This window comes from Lactobacillus delbrueckii subsp. bulgaricus (assembly GCF_046938665.1).
Classification (GTDB): domain Bacteria; phylum Bacillota; class Bacilli; order Lactobacillales; family Lactobacillaceae; genus Lactobacillus; species Lactobacillus delbrueckii_C.
In genome coordinates, this window is the sequence record NZ_JBKZCD010000013.1 from 1 (window position 1) to 21,190 (window position 21,190).

General features: G+C 51.6%; 15 protein-coding genes. 14 read left to right on the forward strand and 1 reads right to left on the reverse strand.

The annotated features are described in order from the left end of the window. Window positions 1-469: 469 nt before the first annotated feature. The 13 genes from ACLUXO_RS06595 (at window position 470) to ACLUXO_RS06655 (ending at window position 17,114) form a co-directional block, all read left to right on the forward strand. Window positions 470-1,297: a LysR family transcriptional regulator gene (locus tag ACLUXO_RS06595; protein WP_412136851.1), complete on the forward strand. Its 828-nt coding sequence runs from the start codon at window positions 470-472 to the stop codon at window positions 1,295-1,297. Between the two features lie 92 nt (window positions 1,298-1,389). Next, the gene (locus tag ACLUXO_RS06600; protein ID WP_412136852.1) at window positions 1,390-2,301 is read left to right on the forward strand and encodes an SDR family NAD(P)-dependent oxidoreductase; all 912 of its coding nucleotides are present in this window, start codon (window positions 1,390-1,392) and stop codon (window positions 2,299-2,301) included. 27 nt (window positions 2,302-2,328) lie between these two features. Next, window positions 2,329-2,961: a nitroreductase family protein gene (locus ACLUXO_RS06605; protein ID WP_412136853.1), complete on the forward strand. Its 633-nt coding sequence runs from the start codon at window positions 2,329-2,331 to the stop codon at window positions 2,959-2,961. 143 nt (window positions 2,962-3,104) lie between these two features. Beyond that, window positions 3,105-4,727: an alpha-glucosidase gene (locus ACLUXO_RS06610; RefSeq protein WP_412136854.1), complete on the forward strand. Its 1,623-nt coding sequence runs from the start codon at window positions 3,105-3,107 to the stop codon at window positions 4,725-4,727. A 148-nt stretch (window positions 4,728-4,875) separates the two neighbouring features. Next, window positions 4,876-5,835, forward strand: coding sequence for a LacI family DNA-binding transcriptional regulator (locus tag ACLUXO_RS06615; protein WP_412136855.1), 960 nt, complete (start codon window positions 4,876-4,878; stop codon window positions 5,833-5,835). 118 nt (window positions 5,836-5,953) lie between these two features. Then, entirely contained in the window at window positions 5,954-7,609 is a 1,656-nt protein-coding gene (locus ACLUXO_RS06620; RefSeq protein ID WP_412136856.1) for an alpha-glucosidase, read from the forward strand. Window positions 7,610-7,674: 65 nt separating this feature from the next. Further along, complete coding sequence (locus tag ACLUXO_RS06625) at window positions 7,675-9,378, forward strand: glycoside hydrolase family 13 protein (RefSeq protein ID WP_412136857.1); 1,704 nt, start codon at window positions 7,675-7,677, stop codon at window positions 9,376-9,378. Between the two features lie 93 nt (window positions 9,379-9,471). Continuing rightward, a complete protein-coding gene (locus ACLUXO_RS06630) occupies window positions 9,472-11,748 on the forward strand; it encodes a glycoside hydrolase family 65 protein (protein WP_412136858.1) in 2,277 nt (758 codons plus the stop codon). After that, window positions 11,733-12,398 carry a beta-phosphoglucomutase gene (pgmB, locus tag ACLUXO_RS06635; RefSeq protein WP_412136859.1) on the forward strand — a complete coding sequence of 222 codons (666 nt, stop codon included), beginning with the start codon at window positions 11,733-11,735 and terminating at the stop codon, window positions 12,396-12,398. The genes ACLUXO_RS06630 and pgmB overlap by 16 nt, the downstream gene beginning before the upstream one ends. 10 nt (window positions 12,399-12,408) lie before the next feature. After that, entirely contained in the window at window positions 12,409-13,515 is a 1,107-nt protein-coding gene (locus ACLUXO_RS06640) for an ABC transporter ATP-binding protein (protein ID WP_412136860.1), read from the forward strand. A 109-nt stretch (window positions 13,516-13,624) separates the two neighbouring features. Continuing rightward, entirely contained in the window at window positions 13,625-14,842 is a 1,218-nt protein-coding gene (locus ACLUXO_RS06645; protein WP_412136861.1) for an extracellular solute-binding protein, read from the forward strand. Window positions 14,843-14,895: 53 nt separating this feature from the next. Then, window positions 14,896-16,254, forward strand: coding sequence for a carbohydrate ABC transporter permease (locus tag ACLUXO_RS06650; RefSeq protein WP_412136862.1), 1,359 nt, complete (start codon window positions 14,896-14,898; stop codon window positions 16,252-16,254). A gap of 2 nt (window positions 16,255-16,256) precedes the next feature. After that, a complete protein-coding gene (locus ACLUXO_RS06655; protein WP_412136863.1) occupies window positions 16,257-17,114 on the forward strand; it encodes a sugar ABC transporter permease in 858 nt (285 codons plus the stop codon). Between the two features lie 150 nt (window positions 17,115-17,264). On the opposite strand, the gene ACLUXO_RS06660 is transcribed toward ACLUXO_RS06655, so the two are convergent. Further along, complete coding sequence (locus tag ACLUXO_RS06660; RefSeq protein WP_412136864.1) at window positions 17,265-20,270, reverse strand: TIM-barrel domain-containing protein; 3,006 nt, start codon at window positions 20,268-20,270, stop codon at window positions 17,265-17,267. Window positions 20,271-20,643: 373 nt separating this feature from the next. On the opposite strand from ACLUXO_RS06660, the gene ACLUXO_RS06665 reads away from it, so the two are divergent. Continuing rightward, the gene (locus tag ACLUXO_RS06665; protein WP_412136865.1) at window positions 20,644-21,141 is read left to right on the forward strand and encodes a hypothetical protein; all 498 of its coding nucleotides are present in this window, start codon (window positions 20,644-20,646) and stop codon (window positions 21,139-21,141) included. Window positions 21,142-21,190: the final 49 nt, after the last annotated feature.

Genomic DNA, 21,190 nt, shown 5'->3' on the forward strand with positions numbered 1-21,190 from the left:
CCTGCTTAGGCAGGCCTTTTTTATTTACACAAAGAATTGGTGGAAATAAAAAAGTGCAGATGATCGAATAAACAAAAATACACGACCCCCTGTATAGAGATCGTGTAATAGCAACTTGTGTAAAGTTTTTCAGTAAGCTTGTAATAAATGTACTTATCTCAGTTATTAATCGAATTGCGTATCAGCCTAGTCATTTGATCTATAATCTCGCAGCCTTTAAGCCTACAGTATCTGAAAAGCTTGGCTTAATCGTGATAATTCCGCTTCGTCACTTCTTTCGTCAGAATAAAATTATTGCTATTAGGCTGCTGGCTATCGATTACGCCTTTATTGTACATGAACTTTTTTCACGATGGAAGGGCATAAATCTAGACAGCTGTAAAGCATTTACTTTACACAGCAGTTCTTTTACAATGGTGATAAAAGCGCTTTTAAGTTTGAGGATAATCGAAGCTAGGACAAAGTGATTATGGATTTTGAACAATTAGCAATATTTTTAGATGTATGTGAAACGATGAGCTTTTCTGAAACAGGACGTAGGCTATTTGTTACTCGCTCGGCCGTCATGCAGCGGATCAAACATCTGGAAAATGAACTGGGGGTCAAGCTGTTTGAACGCAGCACTCATGCCTTGCTTTTGACCCCAGCTGGCAAAGAATTGGTGCCACTGGCCAAGCAGACTCTAAGCTTGGGTAACGTGATTGCTAAAAAGATGAGCCGTTTTAACCAGCGGCTCACGGTCGGTACTCTGGCTAATGTTGCCCCGGTTTTGCTGAACAAGCTGCTTGCTGATTTTTCGGCTTCGGTTGAATTGAATTTCAGAGCTGTTCAGTCTGTCCGTAAGTTGCCGGTCGCCATTGATTTAGTTGAGTATTATGAGATCAATAAGGTCTTTGATCCGGATTTTACCTTCCACCCATTGAAAAATGAACCACTAGTGGTAACTCTGCCAGCCGACCATCCATTAGCAGAGAAAAGTGAGATCAGTCCAGAAGACTTGAGCGGGTTGGATCTGGCCCTTGAAAAAGAGGGCATCTCTGAGACCAGTGACAAGGTCCTGCATTACCTGGAGGATAATTATCCTGGCATTAAGCTGCATATTTTTGATGTGTATGATGCTTCTTTCTTTTCAACAGCCATCTATCGGGGCTACTTGACGATTGTCTCAGAGTCGATGGCGCAGATGTGCTATCCCTATGTATCAAGGCCACTGGCGGTGCCATATGAGGGGCATTATGGCCTCTATATCCGCAAGCATCCGAAACCAGTGCTGGCAGAATTTATCAAAAAAATTTGATTTTTACTCTTGCGATTTGCTGAGCAATGTGTTTATAATCGAAACGTAAAGTTTTTCAAGTAAGCGTCTTCAAAACAGAAAGGCGCTATAAAATGCAAGAGTTTAAGAACAAGGTAGCTCTGATTACCGGGGCGGCCCACGGCTTTGGGATGGCAATCGCTGAAGAAGCCGCAAAGCGCGGGATGAAGCTCATGCTGCTGGATCAGGATGAAGCAAGCCTCAAGCAAGTTGCTGAACGGCTGGGCAAGGAAGCCGAAGTAAAGTCACTGCGGGTTGACGTTACTGAAGAAAGCCAGATTGATGATGCCGTTGACAAGACCATTGAACTTTATGGTGAGATCAATCTTTTGGTCAATTCAGCTGGTGTTGCAGTACCTGGACCAATCTGGGAACTGCCCGTTCGTGATTGGGAATGGATCCTTCACGCAGACTTGATGAGTCAGGTTTACTCACTGAGAAAAGTTCTGCCAATCATGATGAAGCAGGAAGATGGCGGTGATATCATCAACGTTGCTTCTCTGGCCGGTCTGGTTACCAGTCCGCTCATGCCAGCTTACTATGCGACTAAATTTGCGGTTGTGGGGATGACAGAAGCGACTGCCTATGACCTGCAATTGGCAAAGCAGGACAAGATTCACCTCCATGTCTTCTGTCCTGCCTTCGTTCACACGAATCTGGACCACTCAGAAGAATACCGCCCAGATAAATACGCTGAACCTGGTGACCCATACTACCAGAGTGAAGCCTTCAAGATTGGCCAGGCAGCGGCACAAAAGGATATTGCTACCGGGATGCCGCTGGAAGATGTTAAAGCTGAAATCTTTAAGTGCCTGGAAGAAAACAAATTCTACATTCTTACCCACAAGGGAGCTAACCCATTGATTGTTGGTCGGGCCAAGAATGTGGTCGATAATGTAGCACCAAATCTTGAAGTTTTGGCTAGTTTGCCAGATGTTACCCACGATCCTAACGCTAGCTTATTCGCGGAAAAGAAAGCAGACTAGTACGATTTTAAATAAGAGGTATGAACAATGAACAACGACTTTAAAGATATCGTCCAAAACAGAAAATCAATTCGCCAATTCGATACTAGTGTAAAGATTAGCCGTGAAGAATTAACGGAGATTCTGGATGAATCAATCTCTGCTCCAAGTGCATGCAACCTGCAGTCATGGCACTTCGTCGTGATCGACACTCCAGAAGGCAAGGAAAAGCTCCACAAGTTCTTTATGAAGTTCAACTTGCGGCAGGTTGATACCGCTAGCGCCATTATCTTTGTTTTCGGTAACACCAAGTCCTATCTCAAGTACCGTGACCTTTGGAACGGGATGGTTGAATCTGGCAAGGTTGCTCCTGAAGCCCGTGATGCAGCGCTGAACAACTTTTTGCCGCTATACGAACATGCCAGCCGCGAAATGCTGCTTGCTGACTCAATGGTTGACTCAGCGCTGGTTTCCATGCAAATCATGCTTGTTGCCCGTGAACACGGTTACGAAAGCAACCCAATGGCTGGCTATGACTCAAGCAAGGCAGCTGCTGAATTTGGCCTTGACCCTGAACAATATGTACCTGTTATGGCGATTGCTATCGGTAAGCCAGACGCAAGTGAAGTAGTTCCAGACACTGTTCGCTACGACGTTAAGGACGTAACTGAATTTGCTTAAAAGAGCTGCTAAAAGGACCTGCTTAGGCAGGCCTTTTTTATTTGGTTAGCGGTAACTGCTTGCATCTGTGGGAACTTTTTCTATACTAAGCTTGTAGGAAAAAATGACAGCGCTTTATTTTTGATATGAGAGTGTGAGAAAAAATGACGACAAAAAAGCAAAAGCAAGAACCATGGTGGAAGCAGGCCGTGATCTATCAGATCTATCCCAAGTCCTTCCAGGATACAAACGGCGACGGGGTCGGCGACCTGCGGGGGATCATCAAGCGGCTGGACTACCTGCAAGGCCTGGGCATCGACGCCATCTGGCTCTGCCCGGTCTACAAGTCACCAGGCGTGGACAACGGCTATGACATTGCCGACTACGAAGCCATTGACCCCCAGTACGGGACCATGGCGGACATGGAAGAATTAATCAGTGAGGCCAAGAAGCGGGGAATCCGGATCGTGATGGACCTGGTGGTCAACCACACCTCTGACCAGCACCCTTGGTTTATCGAAGCCCGGAAAAATCCATCCTCTCCGGAACACGACTACTATGTCTGGGCGGACAAGGCCAATGAGCTCAAATCGGCTTTTTCCGGCAGCGCCTGGGAATATGACGGCCAGGTCGGCCAGTACTACCTCCACCTTTTTGCCAAAGAGCAGCCGGATTTGAACTGGAAGAATCCGGCCCTAAGGCAGAAGGTCTACGACTTGATGAACTTCTGGATTGACAAGGGGATCGGGGGCTTCCGGATGGACGTGATCGAGCTGATCGGCAAGGTCCCGGAAGAAGAGATTACCGCTAACGGCCCTAAGCTGCACGACTACCTGCAGGAAATGCACCGGGAGACTTTTGGCGACCGGGACTTTTTGACGGTCGGGGAAACCTGGGGGGCAACTTTAGACAACGCTCCCCTGTACAGCGACCCGGACAGAAAGGAACTGTCCATGGTCTTCCAGTTTGAATTCACGGAACTGGACAAGCAGGCCGGCAAGGAAAAGTGGGACACAAAGCCCCTTGACTACGGCGACTTGAAGAATGTCCTGGCCAAGTGGCAGAAACTGGACTTTAACCACAGTTGGAACAGCCTCTTTTGGAACAATCACGACCTGCCCCGGATCGTATCCCGCTTCGGCAATGACCAGCAGTACCGCGAGCGCAGTGCTAAGATGCTGGCCCTTCTCCTGCATGGCTTGCGGGGGACTCCTTACATCTACCAAGGTGAGGAAATCGGGATGACCAACTGCCCGGTTTCGGCTATCGATGAGGTAGAAGACATCGAAGCCCGGCGGATGTACCAGGAGCGGCTGGCAGAGGGCTGGAAGAAGGAAGACCTGATCAAGGCCATCAATGCCCGGGGCCGGGACAATGCCCGGACCCCAATGCAGTGGGATGCTTCAGCTTCGGCCGGCTTTACCAGCGGCCGGCCATGGCTGGCGGTTAACCCTAACTGTCAGGAAATAAACGTAAAAAATGCATTGAATGACCAGGATTCAATTTATTATTTCTATCAGAAGCTGATTGCCCTCCGCCACCAGGAACGGATCTTGACCGATGGGTCCTTTGAACTTTTGGACACGGCAGATGCCGTTATGGCCTACCACCGGGAAAACGCGGAAGATAAGTGGCTAGTCGTCTGCAACTTGACTGGCGAGGAGCAGGAAGTCTCCCTGCCGGATAAGATCAAGGAGGTCCTTCTGGCTAACGGGCCTGTCCCGGAAGACCTGACTAAGGCTCTCTTACCGCCTTACGCGGCCTTTCTCTGCCGGGTGGAAAAATAAATAGATTAGTTAATATATAAAAAAGATAATCTTATTTTTTGAAAGCGGATTTTTTAACTTACAAAAAATATGTTATTTTGTGTTAGAATCTAGCATAGGAAGTGAGAAGGAAAAGTTAGACTAGAATCCTTGATGGGAGGAAATTTGCTTGAAGAGAACTGCTACTTTAGAAGATGTGGCTCGCAAGGCCCATGTGTCGAAGATGACCGTTTCCCGGGTGATCAACCACCCCGAACTGGTTGCTCCGGAACTGCAGGTCGTTGTTGAAGACGCCATGCACAAATTGAACTACCACCCCAACAACGCGGCCCGGGCCCTGGCCAAGAACCAGACCAGCGTGGTGAAGTTCGTGATTTTAGAAGACGTCGACGATACCGACCCTTACTTTACCAATGTCTTGTTTGGCATGGCGACGGAGTTGAAGAAGCAGAACTATTCCCTCCAGCTGCTCTTGAAGGGGAGCCAGCTGGACCAGGGGGCGGCTGACGGCTACGTGATCACCGGAGCTAGGACTAGCGACTACAGTATGCTCAACGAGCTTAAGCAGCCTTTCGTCCTGTTTGGCGAGAACCGGGGCGGCTACGACTTTGTCGACACCAACAACCTGCTGGGTGAGACCATGGCGACCAAGTATGCCTTGAAGGCGGGCTACCGGAATGTGGTCTTTATCGGCATCGATGTCCGCGAGGCTTTTGAATTTTCCAGAGAAGCTGGTTATGTCAACACCATGCAGCAAAATAAGAAGATTCCCAGCGTCTTCCGGGTGGAAAACAGCTCAGCCGCGGCCCGGGAATTCATCCAGGACCACTTGGGTGAATTTCCCAAGAACACCTGCTTTGCCTGCGGCAGTGACCGGATTGCCATGGGGGTCATCCAGGCCCTGGTGGAGGCGGAAGCCAAGATTCCGGAAGACTTTGGCGTGATCGGCTATGACGGGGTCCTTTTAGACCGGGTGTCATCGCCGACGATCACGACCGTCAAGCAAAACCTCTGGCTGATCGGCGAGAAGCTGGCGGAACTCATTTTAAGAAAAATTGCCCAAAACGGCGCGCCGCAAGGGGAGGTCTTTATCGAACCGACCTTGAGCGAGGCCGAATCAACCAAATAGTGACTGAAGCATCCTTAGGGATGCTTTTTTGCTTGCCTTTTGTTACCGATAACAGGCAGGCCAGGCTTGTAAGCGCTAACCTTTATTTGGTTAAATTTTTACTGGAGGAAAAAGAAACATGACTAAGCAGGATGCATGGCAAAAGAATGCCATTATTTACCAGATTTACCCGAAATCATTTCAAGACAGCAACGGCGACGGCATCGGCGACTTAAACGGTGTCCGTCAGCGGATTCCCTACTTAAAGCAGCTGGGCATCACCGCGGTTTGGCTGAACCCGATCTACCAGTCACCGGGTGTTGACAACGGCTATGACGTCAGCGATTACTACAAGATTGACCCGGTCATGGGGACCATGGCAGACTTTGAAGCACTTGTCACTGACCTGCACCAGGCCGGGATCAAGCTGATCATGGACTTTGTCTTAAACCACACGTCTGACCAGCACCCTTGGTTCAAGGCCGCGGTCAGTGACCCGGCCAGCCCTTACCGGGACTACTACATTTTTGCCGGTAAAAACGGGGTCCGGCCGAACAATTGGGGCAGCTTCTTTGGCGGCAGCTGCTGGGCAGCAGACCCGGCCGGAACGGGCCAGTCCTACTTCCACCTTTTTGCCAAGGAAATGCCAGATTTGAACTGGAAGAATCCAGCTGTCCGCGAAGAAATGTTCAAGGCGGCCGAGTTCTGGCTCAAGAAGGGGGTCGACGGCTTGCGCCTGGATGCCTTCATCCACATCGCCAAGGCTGACCTGCGCCAGTCTTACCCAAGTGAGGACGATAAGCCGGTCATCGCGGAAGACTTTTTCGCCAACCGGCCGGAAGTGCAGGAATGGCTGGCGCCTTTCTGTGCCCGCCTGCGGGAAGAATTTCCGGACCTCCTGCTTTTGGGGGAAGCAGCCAGCGCCAGCATCAACCTGGCGGTCGACTACACCGACCCTAAGCGGAATTTGATGGACTCAGTCATTACCTTCCGCTACTTTACGGAAAAAGAAGATTCCGTTAACCCGGACTTCAGCGATCAATACCAACCAAAAGAGTTTGACTGGCTGGCCTTCAAGCAAAACCAGACTGTCTGGCAGCAGACCCTGTCAGCCGCGCCGACCCTGTACTGGAGCAACCATGACATGGCCCGCCTGGCCACCCGGGTCGCCAAGACCCCGGTCCAGCAGCGGTCTTTGGCCATGGCCATGTACCTGGAGCGGGGGATCCCGGTGATCTACTACGGGGAAGAATTAGGCCTGCACAACCTGGAATTTGATCATGCAGACCAGTTTGCCGATGAGACGGTGGCTGACTTCGTCAAGGAAGCTGGCGAGGCCGGGGTAGACGAAAAGACAGCCCTGGAAATGGCCAGCCAGACCCACAAATTGCCGGCCCGGGGGCCAATGCCTTGGGACGGCAGCCAGTATGGCGGCTTTAGCACTGCTGAGCCTTGGCTGACGGGCAGAAGCCGGGACAAGGTCAGCGTGGCCAGCGAAGACGCGGACCCAGCCAGCATGCTCAACTTTTACCGGCAGCTGTTGAAATTGAAGCAGACGCCTTTGTTTACCAAGGGCAGCTACTACCTGCTGGATACCAAAGCAGACCTCCTGGTCTACCAGCGGGATTTAGGGGATGACCGGGCTTTAGTGGTCGTTTCCCTCAGCGCCAAGAAGGAGCACTTGACCCTGCCAGAAGAACTGACTCCGGTCTTAACCGCCGGCAGCAGCAACCTGCAGGGCAAGGAACTGACCTTGATGCCTTTTGCCGGGGTAGTTTTGCAAAAGAAAAAATAAGCAATAAAACAAGTAACAAGCAATAACCAACGTGATGATGATTTTTTAGCGAGGAAACAGAAAAAATGCAAACAGCAGCAGTTAGACACAGACCTGAAAGCGAAGATTGCTACCTGGTGACGACGGAGACTATGAAGCTGCGCCTGCACACGGGCCGCGACGTCAAGGCCGTCTACGTCCACTATTGCGACGTCCACGAACCCTTGACCAACTTGAAAAAGCAGGCCATGGACCTGGCCGGCCACGGCCAAGTAAACGACTACTGGGAAACGACGGTGACTTTGCCTTTGCACCGGGCCCAGTACGTCTTTGAAATTCACGGTGAAGACGGCGAGGAATGGGTTTACGGTGACCGGGGCTTCAGAAAGAACGAAAAGGAAACTTATGAAGACCCAAACAACTACTTCAAGCTCCCTTACTTCCACGCGGTTGACATGACCAAGAGCCCGGACTGGGTCAAGGAAACGGTTTGGTACCAGATCTTCCCGGAACGCTTTGCCAACGGGGACAAGAGCAATGACCCGGAGGGCGTTAAGGACTGGAATCCAAGCGACCACCCAGGCCGGCAAGACTACTACGGCGGTGACCTGCAAGGGGTGCTGGACCACTTGGACTACTTGCAGGACTTGGGCATCAACGGCCTGTACTTCTGTCCGATCTTCAAGGCCAGCTCCAACCACAAGTACGACACGATCGACTACCTGGAAATCGACCCGGACTTTGGGGACAAGCAGCTTTTTGCCCGCTTGGTCAACGAAGCCCACGCCCGGGGGATGAAGGTCATGCTGGACGCGGTCTTCAACCACATGGGCGACTCCTCCATGCAGTGGCAGGATGTCGTGAAAAACGGCCCGGATTCCCGCTTTGCCAACTGGTTCCACATCAACCGCTTCCCGGTTGAACCGTATGACCCGGCCGACCCAAGCTACGAGACTTTTGCTTTTGAAAAGCACATGCCGAAATTGAACACCGCCAACCCGGAAGTCGTGGACTACCTTTTGACGATCGCGACCTACTGGGTCAAGGAATTTGATATCGATGCCTGGCGGCTTGACGTGGCTGACGAAGTTGACCACCAATTCTGGAAGAAGTTCAAGGCCGCTGTTACGGCCATTAAGCCGGACTTCTACGTCCTGGGCGAGTCCTGGCACTCCAGCCAGTCCTGGTTGAACGGGGATGAATTCTCCGGCACCATGAACTACCCATTCACCGGCCAGATTTCCGACCACTTCCTTAAGGGGACGCAGGACGCCAAGACCATGACCGAACTTCTGACCGACCAGCTCTTCTTATACAGAGAGCAGAGCAATTCAGCCATGCTGAACGTTTTGGACTCCCATGACACTGCCCGGATCAAGACGGTGGCCGGTGAAGATGAAGACAAGGCCCTGCAGGCTCTGGCCTTCACCTTCATGCAAACCGGTTCTCCGTGCATCTACTACGGGACGGAAATGGGCATGAGCGGGGACAACGACCCTGACTGCCGCAAGCCAATGGACTGGAGCCAGGCAGGCAGTCCGGTCTGGCAGGCAGTTCAAGCGATCATCGCCTTCCGCCGCCAGCACTGGGAAAGCCTGAGCAAGGGGCAGACCTGGCTGGAAGTTGAAGAAAACGGTTTGATCCATGTTAAGCGGACCGGCAAGGAAACGATCGAAGGCTGGTTCAACACGACCGGGCAAGCTGTCAGCTTAAGCGCGGAAGCCGCTTTGAGCCGGGGCTATGAAGCCGGCCAGCTGGCAAGCAAGGGCTATGTTCTGAGTGTGAAATAGAAGCTGTTAACGGTAACATAAAAACAACGCTTGTTAGCGTTTGCATGTTAGTTGATAATGATTACAGAATGATTTGAGCGAGGAAGAACAGCGATGAAAAGAATTTTTGAAATTGATCCTTGGAAATTGACCAGTCATACCTTTTCAAAAGAAGACAAGCGTCTTCAAGAAAGCATGACTTCAATCGGCAACGAATACATGGGCCTGCGCGGCAACTTTGAAGAAGGCTACAGCGGCGACAGCCTGCAAGGCACCTACTACGCCGGCGTCTGGTTCCCGGACAAGACCCGGGTCGGCTGGTGGAAGAACGGTTACCCGGACTACTTCGGCAAGACCTTGAACGCCCCAAGCTTCATTGACCTGCCAGTGACCATCAACGGCCACAAGCTGGACCTGGCAACTGATGAAATCAGTGACTTCAGCTTGAGCCTGGATATGCATCAAGGTTTGCTCACAAGAAGTTTTATTTATGAAGGCAAGGACTGCCGGGTTCAATTTACTTTCACCCGCTTCCTTAGTTCCGTCATCAAGGAAGCTGCCTTGATCAAGGTCAAGGCCACTGTCCTCAGTGGTGAGGCTGACCTGCAGATTGCCAGCCGCTTGAACGGGAACGTGGTCAACGAAGACAGCAACTACGAAGAAGGCTTCTGGGATGCCTTAAATGAAGATGCTAACGGCCGCAGCATCCAGTTGCGGACCAAGCCGAACAACTTCGGCACCCCGCAATTCACGGTTCTCTTGAAGGAAGTTACCCGGGAAGACGGCGAAGTCATTTCCGGCGATGTGACAACGGCCAGCGGTGAAGTCAGCGAAAGCTTCGCTAAGACTTTGACCAGCGGCCAAAGTTGGGAACTGGAAAAGGACGTCATCGTCATCACCAGCCGGGACGTGGCTGATGCAGAACAAGCCGCCAAGGCTGACGAATTGATGGCCAAATTGACCAGCAAGACTTTTGCCCAGAACCTGGCCGACCATGAAGCTGTCTGGGACAAGCGCTGGGCAAGCTGTGACGTGACGATTGACGGTGATCCGGCCGCTCAGCAGGGGATCCGCTTCAACATCCTCCAGCTCTTCATGACCTACTACGGCCGTGACCCGCGCCTTAACATCGGGCCGAAGGGCTTTACCGGTGAAAAGTACGGCGGTGCTACTTACTGGGACACTGAAGCCTTCATCGTGCCAATGTACCTGGCCGTAGCGCCTAAGGAAGTTACCAAGTCCCTCTTGGAATACCGGCATGAACAATTGCCGGGTGCCTTCCACAACGCCCGCCAGCAAGGCTTGAAGGGTGCCCTCTTCCCAATGGTTACCTTCAACGGGATTGAATGCCACAACGAGTGGGAAATCACTTTTGAAGAAATCCACCGGAACGCGGACATTCCATTCGCTATCTACCAATACACCCGCTACACGGGCGACGACTCCTACGTTAAGGATGAAGGCATGGACGTCCTGGTTTCAACCGCCCGCTTCTGGGCTGACCGGGTCCACTTCTCCAAGCGCAAGGGCCAATACATGATCCACGGGGTAACCGGTCCTAACGAATACGAAAACAACGTTAACAACAACTGGTTCACCAACACCATGGCCAAGTGGCTTCTGGGCTACACCCTGGAACGCTGGCCACTGGCCACTGAAGCAGCCAAGAAGCGCCTGCAGGTAACTGACGAAGAACTGGCCAAGTGGCAAGACATCGTCGACCGGATGTACCTGCCGGAAGACAAGGAACTAGGCATCTTCGTTCAACACGACACTTACCTGGACAAGGATCTCAGAAGCAAGGACACCATCCCGGCTGACCAATTGCCACTGAACCAGCACTGGTCCTGGGACAAGATCCTGCGGTCACCGTTCATCAAGCAAGCCGACGTTTTGCAAGGGATCTACTTCTTGAACGACCACTACACCAAGGAAGAAAAGGAAAGAAACTACGACTTCTACGAACCAATGACGGTTCACGAAAGTTCCTTAAGCCCGTCAATTCACGCCATCCTGGCTGCTGAACTGGGCAAGCAGGACAAGGCGGTTGAATTCTACGAACGGACTGCCCGCCTGGACCTGGACAACTACAACAACGACACGGTTGACGGCCTGCACATCACTTCCATGAGCGGGAGCTGGCTGGCCATCGTGCAAGGCTTTGCCGGCATGCGCTACAACGAAGACGGCATCAGCTTTGCCCCATTCCTGCCGAAGAAGTGGTCCAGCTACAGCTTCAAGATCAACTACCGCGGCCGCATCTTGGCCCTGGCGGTTGAAAAGGACAAGGAAGTCAAGCTGACCCTGCTCTCTGGTGAAGACTTGCCAGTCAAGGTTTGGGACCAAGAAGTAACTCTGAAAGAAGGACAAAGCCAATGCTTAAAGGATTAATTTTTGACCTGGACGGGGTCATCACTGACTCAGCAGTCTACCACCTCAAGGCTTGGCAAGACCTGGCCCGCGGTATCGGGATCGAACTGCCGGAAGAATTCGGTGACAAGCTGCGCGGCTTGTCCAGAATGGATTCCCTGGAAATCATCCTGGAATACGGGCACAAGGAAAATGACTACAGCCAGGAAGAAAAAGAAGCCCTGGCAGCCAAGAAGAACGCGGCTTACGTGAACGCGGTCAAGGACATGACCCGGGCCGACATCTTGCCAAAGATGGACGACCTGCTCAAGCAGGCCAAGAGCCAAGGGCTGAAGCTGGCCCTGGCCTCAGCTTCCAAGAACGCTCCTTTGATCTTGAAGCAGCTGGGACTTGCAGACATGTTTGATGCCCGGGTTGACCCGGCTACCCTCAAGCACGGCAAGCCGGATCCGGAAATCTACATCCGGGCCCAGGAACTGCTTGGTTTGGAGAAGAATGAAGTAATTTCTTTTGAAGACGCGCCAGCAGGCGTAGCGGCCATCAAGGCGGCCGGCCAGTTCGCGGTCGGGATTGGCGATCCGATCGTTTTGAAGGGGGCCGACTACATCGTTGGTTCAACCAGCGCCTTGGATTTGACCGAGATTGAGAAAGTTTTTGAAGCAGGGAATTAGGTAAGAAAAAATGGTAAAAATCAACTTAAATCACATCTACAAGAAGTATCCAAACGCGGATGACTACTCAGTTTCAGACTTTGACCTGCACATTGGCGACCATGAATTCATCGTCTTTGTCGGCCCGTCTGGCTGTGGTAAGTCAACGACCTTGCGGATGGTTGCCGGCTTGGAAGATATTACTGAAGGGACTTTGGAAATCGGCGGCAAGGTCATGAACGACGTGGCTCCCCGCGACCGCCACATCGCCATGGTTTTCCAGAACTACGCCCTTTACCCGCATATGACGGTTTACGACAACATGGCCTTCAGCTTGAAGCTGCGTCACTACGACAAGGCCGAAATCGACAAGCGGGTCAAGAATGCCGCTGAAGTCCTGGGCCTGGCCCACTTGCTGGAACGGCGGCCAGCCGACTTGTCCGGTGGGCAAAGACAGCGGGTTGCCTTGGGGAGAGCGATCGTGCGTGACGCCCCGATCTTCCTGATGGACGAACCACTGTCTAACCTTGACGCCAAGCTCCGTGTCTCCATGCGGGCGGAAATCGCCAAGCTGCACCAGAACTTGAAGACGACCACCATCTACGTTACCCACGACCAAACTGAAGCCATGACTCTGGCTGACCGGATCGTTGTCATGAACGCCGGCCGGATCCAGCAGATCGGGACGCCGAAGGAAGTCTACAACAAGCCAGCCAACCAATTTGTTGCCGGCTTCATCGGGTCACCGCAGATGAACTTCTTCAACGTGACCTACAAGGACGGTTACATCGACGACGGCCAGGGCATCAAGCTCAAGGTGCCGGAAGGCCGGGCCAAGGTTCTGGATGCCAAGGGCTACAACGGCAAGGCTATTGTGATGGGCCTGCGGCCGGAAGACATCCACATGGAAGAAGCCTTCCTGGAAACCTGGCCGGAAGCAGTCGTTTCTGCCAAGGTTGTCGTTTCCGAATTGCTGGGGGCAACCAGTCAGCTCTACATGAACGTTGACAAGACCGAATTCGTCGGCGTTGTCAACGCCCGTGACTTCCACAAGCCAGGTGACAGCGTCAAGGCAGGTTTCAACCTGAACAACGCTCACTTCTTTGACAAGGAAACGCAAGTAACGATTACCGATTAATTCCAGCAAATATCGGACGCTTAAGAAAAATTAATTCAGCTAATCAACTTGCAGCTAAAGGCTGCAAGGTGATGTAAAAAATAAACAATTGTTTGTTTAGGAGGAAAAAATGAGTTTCTTTAAAAAGGCTGCTTTGAGCAGCGCGGCAGTATTGGCTGCCTTGAGTTTGTCAGCATGCTCCAAGAGCAGCAATAGTTCATCATCAACTGCCGACAAGAAGGCATCATTGACTTTGTGGGTAGACACTGAACAAGTATCTTACTACAAGGACATTGTTAAGGACTTCCACAAGAAGTATCCAAACATTACCGTTAAGGTTACCCAAAGTCCTAACGGTTCCGCTAACGCCAAGACTGACGTTGGTAAGGATGCTTCCAAAGCAGCCGACGTCTTTGAAGTTCCAAACGACCAATTAGGCCAAATGGCAAACGCTGGTTACATCAACCCGCTGTCACCAAGTGACACTGCCAACATCAAGAAGAACTATGTCAGCCAGGCTTCCAAGGGTGTTACCTGGAAGGGCAAGGTTTACGCTTACCCATACGCGCAACAAGCCGACACGATTTACTACAACAAGTCCAAGCTGTCAGCTAATGACGTTAAGGACTGGGACACTTTGACTTCCAAGGGTGTTCTGGCTACTGACTTCACCAACGCTTACACCATGTGGCCAATCTTCTTCTCAGCTGGCACTACCCTGTACGGGGAAAGCGGTGAAAGCTTGAAGGGGTCAACTTTCAACAGCCAAAACGGTGTCAACGCTTTGACTTGGATTGCTAAGCAAAAGAGCAACAAGGGCGTAATGCAAACTTCAAACGCTTTGAACCAATTGAAGAAGGGCAATGCTGACGCCATCATGGACGGTCCATGGAATGCTGCCAACATCAAGAAGATCTTGGGCAAGAACTTCGCTGTTGCCAAGTACCCAACTGTAACTGTCGGCGGCAAGAAGAAGCAATTGGAAGCCTTCCTGGGTATCGAAGGCTTCGCGGTTAACTCCCACACTTCAAACGCCAAGGCCGCTTCACAATTGGCTGCTTACATCACCAACAAGAAGTCACAATTGATCGCTCACGAAAAGGCTGGTCAAATCCCAGTTTTGAAGAGCGCTGTTAACTCAAGTGCCGTACAAAACGACCCAGTTGCCAAGTCAGTTATCGAAATGGCACAACCAGGCAACTCAGTTCTGCAACCAAAGCTGCCGCAAATGGCAACCTTCTGGGACGGTGCAGCTCCTCTGATCAGCGGTACTTACGACGGCAAGATCAAGGCCAGCCAATACAAGGCACAACTTGCCAAGTTCTCAAAGAAGATTTCTCAAAAGTAATTTAATTAAGCAGCAAGAACTTTAATTAAGCTTGAGAAGGAGAGTAATGAAAAATGTTTAAAAGAAAAGGACATGTTCCTCCGAAAGCCAGCTACAAAGAAGTCTGGTCCAAGGGGGACGCGGCTGACAAGCTGTCCTTCTTCTTCATGGGCGCCAGCGCCCTGAAGAATAAGCAGTGGGCCAAGGGTCTCAGCCTGCTGATCAGTGAAATTGTTTTCCTGGTCTGGTTCATCTTTAGCGGGGCCAGTGCCCTCAGCATGCTGAGCAACCTTGGGGAAAACAAGACCAAGAAGGTTGTCTTTGACCAAGCACAAGGCGTTTACGTGACCAAACAGCCAGATAACTCAGTCTTGATCCTCCTCTTCGGGATCATGGCCCTCTTCCTGGTCATCGGTTTCATCTGCCTCTATGTCACCAATTTGCGCTCAACCCGGGCCAACTACATCAAGAAGCGTGATGGCAAGCACATTGCCACCAACAAGGAAGAACTGGCCAGCCTGCTGGACTCCCGCCTGCACGCGACCTTAATGTTCATTCCTGTGCTGGGGATTCTCCTCTTCACTGTTTTGCCAACTGTCTTCATGATTTCGATGGCCTTTACCAACTACGACCGCCAGCACCCGATTGGTTTCTCCTGGACTGGTTTCCAGGCCTTCGGCAATGTTTTGAGCGGGGACCTGGCCGGGACTTTCTTCCCTGTCCTGGGCTGGACCCTGATCTGGGCCGTAGCTGCCACGGCAACCACCTTCTTAGGTGGGGTGCTCCTGGCCCTCTTGATTGAATCCAAGGGGATCAAGCACCGGAAAGTATGGCGGACGATCTTCATCGTGGCTTACGCCGTACCGCAATTCGTTTCCTTGCTGCTGATCGCGCAATTCCTGGACGCGCAGGGGCCTTTGAACACCCTGTTGCAAAACTGGGGCTGGATCTCAGGGCCGATTCACTTCATCGACAATGAAGCTGCCCCTTGGGTAGCCCGGCTGACGGTTATCATCGTCAACATGTGGATTGGTATTCCGGTTTCCATGTTGGTTTCCATGGCGATTATCCAAAACCTGCCACAAGACCAGATTGAAGCCGCGAGAATCGACGGGGCTAACGCCTTCCAGATTTTCCACAACATTACCTTCCCGCAGATCCTCTTTGTCATGGGTCCGTCCTTGATCCAGCAATTCATCGGCAATATCAACAACTTCAACGTTATCTTCCTGTTGACTGGTGGTAAGCCAATGAACAACAACTACAACGGTGCCGGCTCAACCGACCTTCTGGTCAACTGGCTCTACAACCTGACTTTCGGTCAGCAGCAGCGCTACAACGCCTCAGCCGTTCTGGGCATCTTGATCTTCATCTTGAGTGCGACGATTTCCTTGATCGCTTACCGTCACACCACTGCGTTTAAGGAGGGATAAAATTGAAGTCTTACTCTAACCAGAGAAAAGTATCCCTTTTCTTCAGATATTTATTGCTGACGATTTTAGCAATTTTGTGGCTGATCCCCATCCTCTGGATCGTTTTGGCCAGCTTCTCATACAATGACACTGGCTTTATCTCAACTTTCTTCCCTGAAAAATGGACCTTCCAGAACTATATCGGGATCTTTACCAACTCCCAGTTCCCATACCTGCACTGGATTATCAACACTTTGCTCGTGGCCATCATTTCCGCCACTCTGTCAACCTTCTTCCAAATCTCGGTTGCTTACGTCCTGTCCCGCTTACGCTTCAGACTCCGCAAGCCATTCCTGCAGATTGCCCTGGTTTTGGGCATGTTCCCTGGTTTCATGTCCATGATCGCCCTTTACTACATCTTGAAGGGGCTGAACATGCTGAACCTGGGTGGCTTGATCCTGGTCTACGTCGGTGGTGCCGGCCTTGGCTTCTACGTTGCCAAGGGTTTCTTCGACACTATCCCGCGGTCACTGGATGAAGCAGCTGAACTGGATGGTGCAACCAAATGGCAGGTCTTCACTAAGATCGGCCTGCCGCTCTCCAAGCCAATGATCGTCTACACAGCTTTAACGACTTTCATGGCACCATGGGTAGACTTCATCTTCTCCGGGATCATCCTCTCAACTTCAGGTGACCCAAAGACCTACACGATCGCGTATGGTCTGTACAACATGCTTTCTTCTTCAAAGGGGAGCGCGACGACCTACTTCGCCCAATTCGTGGCCGGCTGTGTCATCATCGCTATCCCAATCACGATCCTCTTCATCATCATGCAGAAGTTCTACGTCAGTGGGATTACTGCAGGTGCTGACAAGGGTTAACATATAAACCCGAACAACATTTCATTCAATCCTTGCCTTCTCAGCGAAAAGAATCTGAGAATATCTCGGATTCGATTAAAGAAAAACAGTGGAAGCTTCTTTACGAAGCTTTCCACTGTTTTTTTGTCTAAAAATATTGAAAATCACTGTTTATTTAAGGGGCCGGTAGAAGTCGATGCCGCTGGCGGCAGCGTAATCGCCGGTCGTTTCCAGAATGCTGAGGCGGACAGCCTTGGCGCTGACCCCTCTGAGGCCGATGACCTTGTTCTTGCAGTCGCTGTTGAACTGGTAGTCAGTCCCGTAGCTGGTGAAGTTTTCCCCATCGGTGGAGATTTCCACCCGCATCCGCAGAGGCCGGCCATCCCGGCTGCTGGCTCTTGGCACGTAGATCAGCTTGTTTAATTCTGTTTGGTCCGGGAAGCTGAAGGTCAAAGTCAGCGGCTGGTCTTCGCTTGGTTTGCCCGCGCTTTGCCAGTCGGTTGCCAGTCGCCGGTCCAGGAGGTTTTTCAGCTGGTGGCCGCTTGCGCTTTCCTGGCTGGAAGTGACTTTGACATTGGAGATGATAAAGTCCCGCGGGTCCCGCTTAGTCTTAACCTGCAAAAGGTCGGACCATTCGGATACCTTGTAGCCAGCTTCATAGCGCAGGCGCAACCGGTAGCCAGTGTTGGCGGCCAGGTCAGTGAAGGTGAAGATGTTCCCGCTGATCCCGGTGTAGAGCAGGCCGTTTAATTCGATCTGGACACTAGGCGTCCGCTGGGCCCACTTGACTGTCAAAGAGTGAGCACTGATCTTGTCGCGGTCGACTTCAACCTTGCCCGGCAGGGGCAGGGCGGCGTCGGTTATCTGGTGAACCAGCTGCTCATTGGCGAAGCGGAAGTTGTTGACCAGGATTTCCAGCTTTTCCTGCTTGATATCCCGCTCTTGCAATTTGATGATCAAAGCCGGGCGAGGCGTTGCGCCCAAGTCCTTGAAGCCTTCCGGCCAGCAGAACTTGTTGTCGTAGTAGAAGCCTTCCTTGGCTCTTTGCAGGGTTTCCGGCGTGCCGTATTCGGTCAAGGTAACGACTTCCTCGTCGCCGGCCCGGAGCTGGATTTCATCTGGATGCTGGTCACAGTATATATAAAGGAAAGTTTGCTCTTTAATGGCCATGTTCGGGTAGTAGCCGGTGGTCGGTTCGATGATCACGCGCAGCTTGCTGTCGGCCACATGGGTGCGGATAACGGTTTGGGCGCTGTTGTGCTTGTAGTCGCTTTGGTCGTTGTCGCTGTAAGTGCTGATGGTGGCGTCGCCTTGCGGGTAGAGAACGAAGCGACGGCTATCCAGGTCGAAGATGCTGCCGCCTCTAACGAAGACGGGCAATTGCCAAAGGGGGTACTTGCGCCGGTTGTAGACCCGGCCGCCCATCAAGCGGTCGCCGGTAAAGAGGTCGATCCAGACAGTCTGCTTGTCGGGCAGGTAGATCCGGTCGCGGACGCTCATGCCCTGATTGTCAGACTTGCCGTTGACGATTGGCGCGACAAGCAATTGGTCACCCAGCATGAATTCATCGGCAAAGTCCCGGCCGTAGCCAACCTGTTCATGCGGAAAGGCCATAAGCAGGGGCCGGACCAGGGGCAGGCCGTCCTGGGCCTGGCGGCTGAGGGCGTAAAGGTAAGGCTTCAGTTGCTCACGCAAGCCGAGGTAGGCCTTCATGATCCGGGAGACCTTGTTGTTGAAGGCGAAAGGCGTCTTGCTGAGGGGGCTTTGGTCGTCGATGGCGAAGAAAAGCGGGGTAAAAGTCTTCCATTCCAAGTCGCGGACGGCAACTTGGGCATTTTCCTGGCCGTGCTTGCCGCCGGCAGCGGCCCCGATGAAGGGGAGGCCAGACAAACCAGCACCTAATAAGGTAGAGATTTGTGTTTTGATGCTGGACCAGTCACCACTGACATCGCCGAAGGCCAGGGCAGCCTGGCTTTGGTAAGGAAGGAGGCTGTCGCGGACCAGGGTGAGGGGCTTGGCTTTCGGATTTTCCTTAGCCAGGTCGGAATTGACGGCGGTCAAGTCGCTGCTTGGGTCGTCGACCGCGGCAAATTCACTGTGGTGGGCCAAAGGCTGGCCCTTTTCACTCCAGAAGCCTGGATGGCAGTTACGGCTTTGGGCATAGCTGGCAAAGGCAGCAAAGTCATCGGGCTTAGCGGCAGTTTGGCTTTCGTAGTTGGGGATGATCCAGGATAATGGGAAGCCCCAGCGCTGGTAGCGGTCCAGCATGGCCCGGGCGGAGAACTGGTAGTCCTTTTCCCCGTTTAGGCTAGGCAGGCGGCCGCTGTTTTCCGTCTTTCTTGAGTAGTAGCGGTTGTCTTCAAAGCGGACTGCTTCATGGCCCTTGCCGTCAGCTTCTTGCCAGGAGCCATCAAGGAAGTTGCCGAGGTGGCCGAAGGAGAGGGCGTAGCTGGGCAGCATGAAGGGCTTGCCGGTCAAATAATAGAAGCTGGACAGCAATTCTTGCGGAGAGTTTCCTATTATATAGTAGCTGTCAAAGACCGGGGTCCGGTGGCTGAGGATGGTGAGCTGGGAATTTTGCCGGCCGAAGTCATAGTGGCCAGTCGCGGTCGTGTTGCGCAGTTCGGCAAAGCCGGCGTTGGTCCAGAAGAAAGGCACGGCGGCCAGAACGCCGTCAGCCCCGGTGATACCGTCGGTCTTGATGGTGATTTTTTCACCCTTGTGGCTGAAGTGGCCGTTTTGGACCCCGCCGCCGTAGTAGTATTCGTTTTGCCCTTGCTTCAGGATTTCGATGCTGTGCTTGCCGCTCAGTTCGAGGGCGGAAGCCTGGACCATCCGCGGCCGGTGGACAGACTCGTCAAAGATGCTGAAGCTGCCGGTTTTCTGCTGGAAAATCAACTTGCAGCTGCCAGTGGTGATGATGAACATGTCGCTGGTCGCGTGGGCCGTGGCCCGGGCGAAACATTGCGGGTCGGGCTCGATGCCTTTGACCAGCATGTCGTCAGTTTCGGCAAATTCTTGACTTGGATCCAGCCAGTAGCGGAAGATGCCATTAGCGATCAAGTAGACGCGGGCGATCTCGCCGGTCGCGTAATGAAGCTCATAGTAATTTTCACGCTTATTGACGCCAACCAGTCTTCCTAATTGATGTCTTGAATTTTGCAGGTCTGCAGTCATAATCTTTTTCCTTTATGTCATGAAATATCTAATCTAATTATAGCCAAAAAGCCGGTAAATTGGAAAAAATAGCCTATACCAGTTTGGGTAACCAGGAGACAGACGATTACCTTGTAGAAAAGAAGTAGTTTATTGCTCCTTAAATTATCTGGCTAACAAATATTATGAAGCCTTAAATTGTGACGACTTTCAATGATATATTATAGATTATATTAATGCTAAAAGATGTGCTGGATCACTACTGGTGTAAACAAAAATGTGATATAAATGGTGTAACTAACTACGGAAGAGCTGGCTGATCATCTTACTTTTGACTTTGATTCGGCTGGGCTTTTGCCTGTGTTTATCTTTGGGTTAGCGGGTGGTAGAATTGTTGGAAAATAAACTAGACGATATTCTGGCGAAAGATGACGAAGAGAATGAAGGTAAGTGGTATTACCTTGATTTCTTTCCTGTAACCTTTCAAGCTGGAAATGATAAATTTGATGAGTTTGAGTCATTTATCCAAGAAAAGTACTATAAATCTTTTTCTAAAAAGCTTTCTTTCATCATTTTGGGCCTAGTCAGCTATTATGACGCGGAAATCTATTTGTATGATGTAGATTACGGTGATGACTGGCTGAACTCCTTGCGTCATCAAGATCTTTTAAGCCAATTAGAATACCAGGACTTGAGCAAGCTCATCAAGCACTTTTGCGTGAACGAAACACTTGGTTTAAAAATTGCCTTGCAGGATTATGACAATTTGGCATTGATGCTCTTTGAAGGCGGCTTGCGGCTAAGTTTTTACAATTTGACGGATGAGCAGAAGAGAGTTGCTGAAGACCTGACCCGGTCGCAGGGCTTTTTCTTCAAAGAATCCAACAGCTGATCTTTAACTGCCTGAAACAGGCAGTTTTATTTTTGCTCATTTTTTAGCA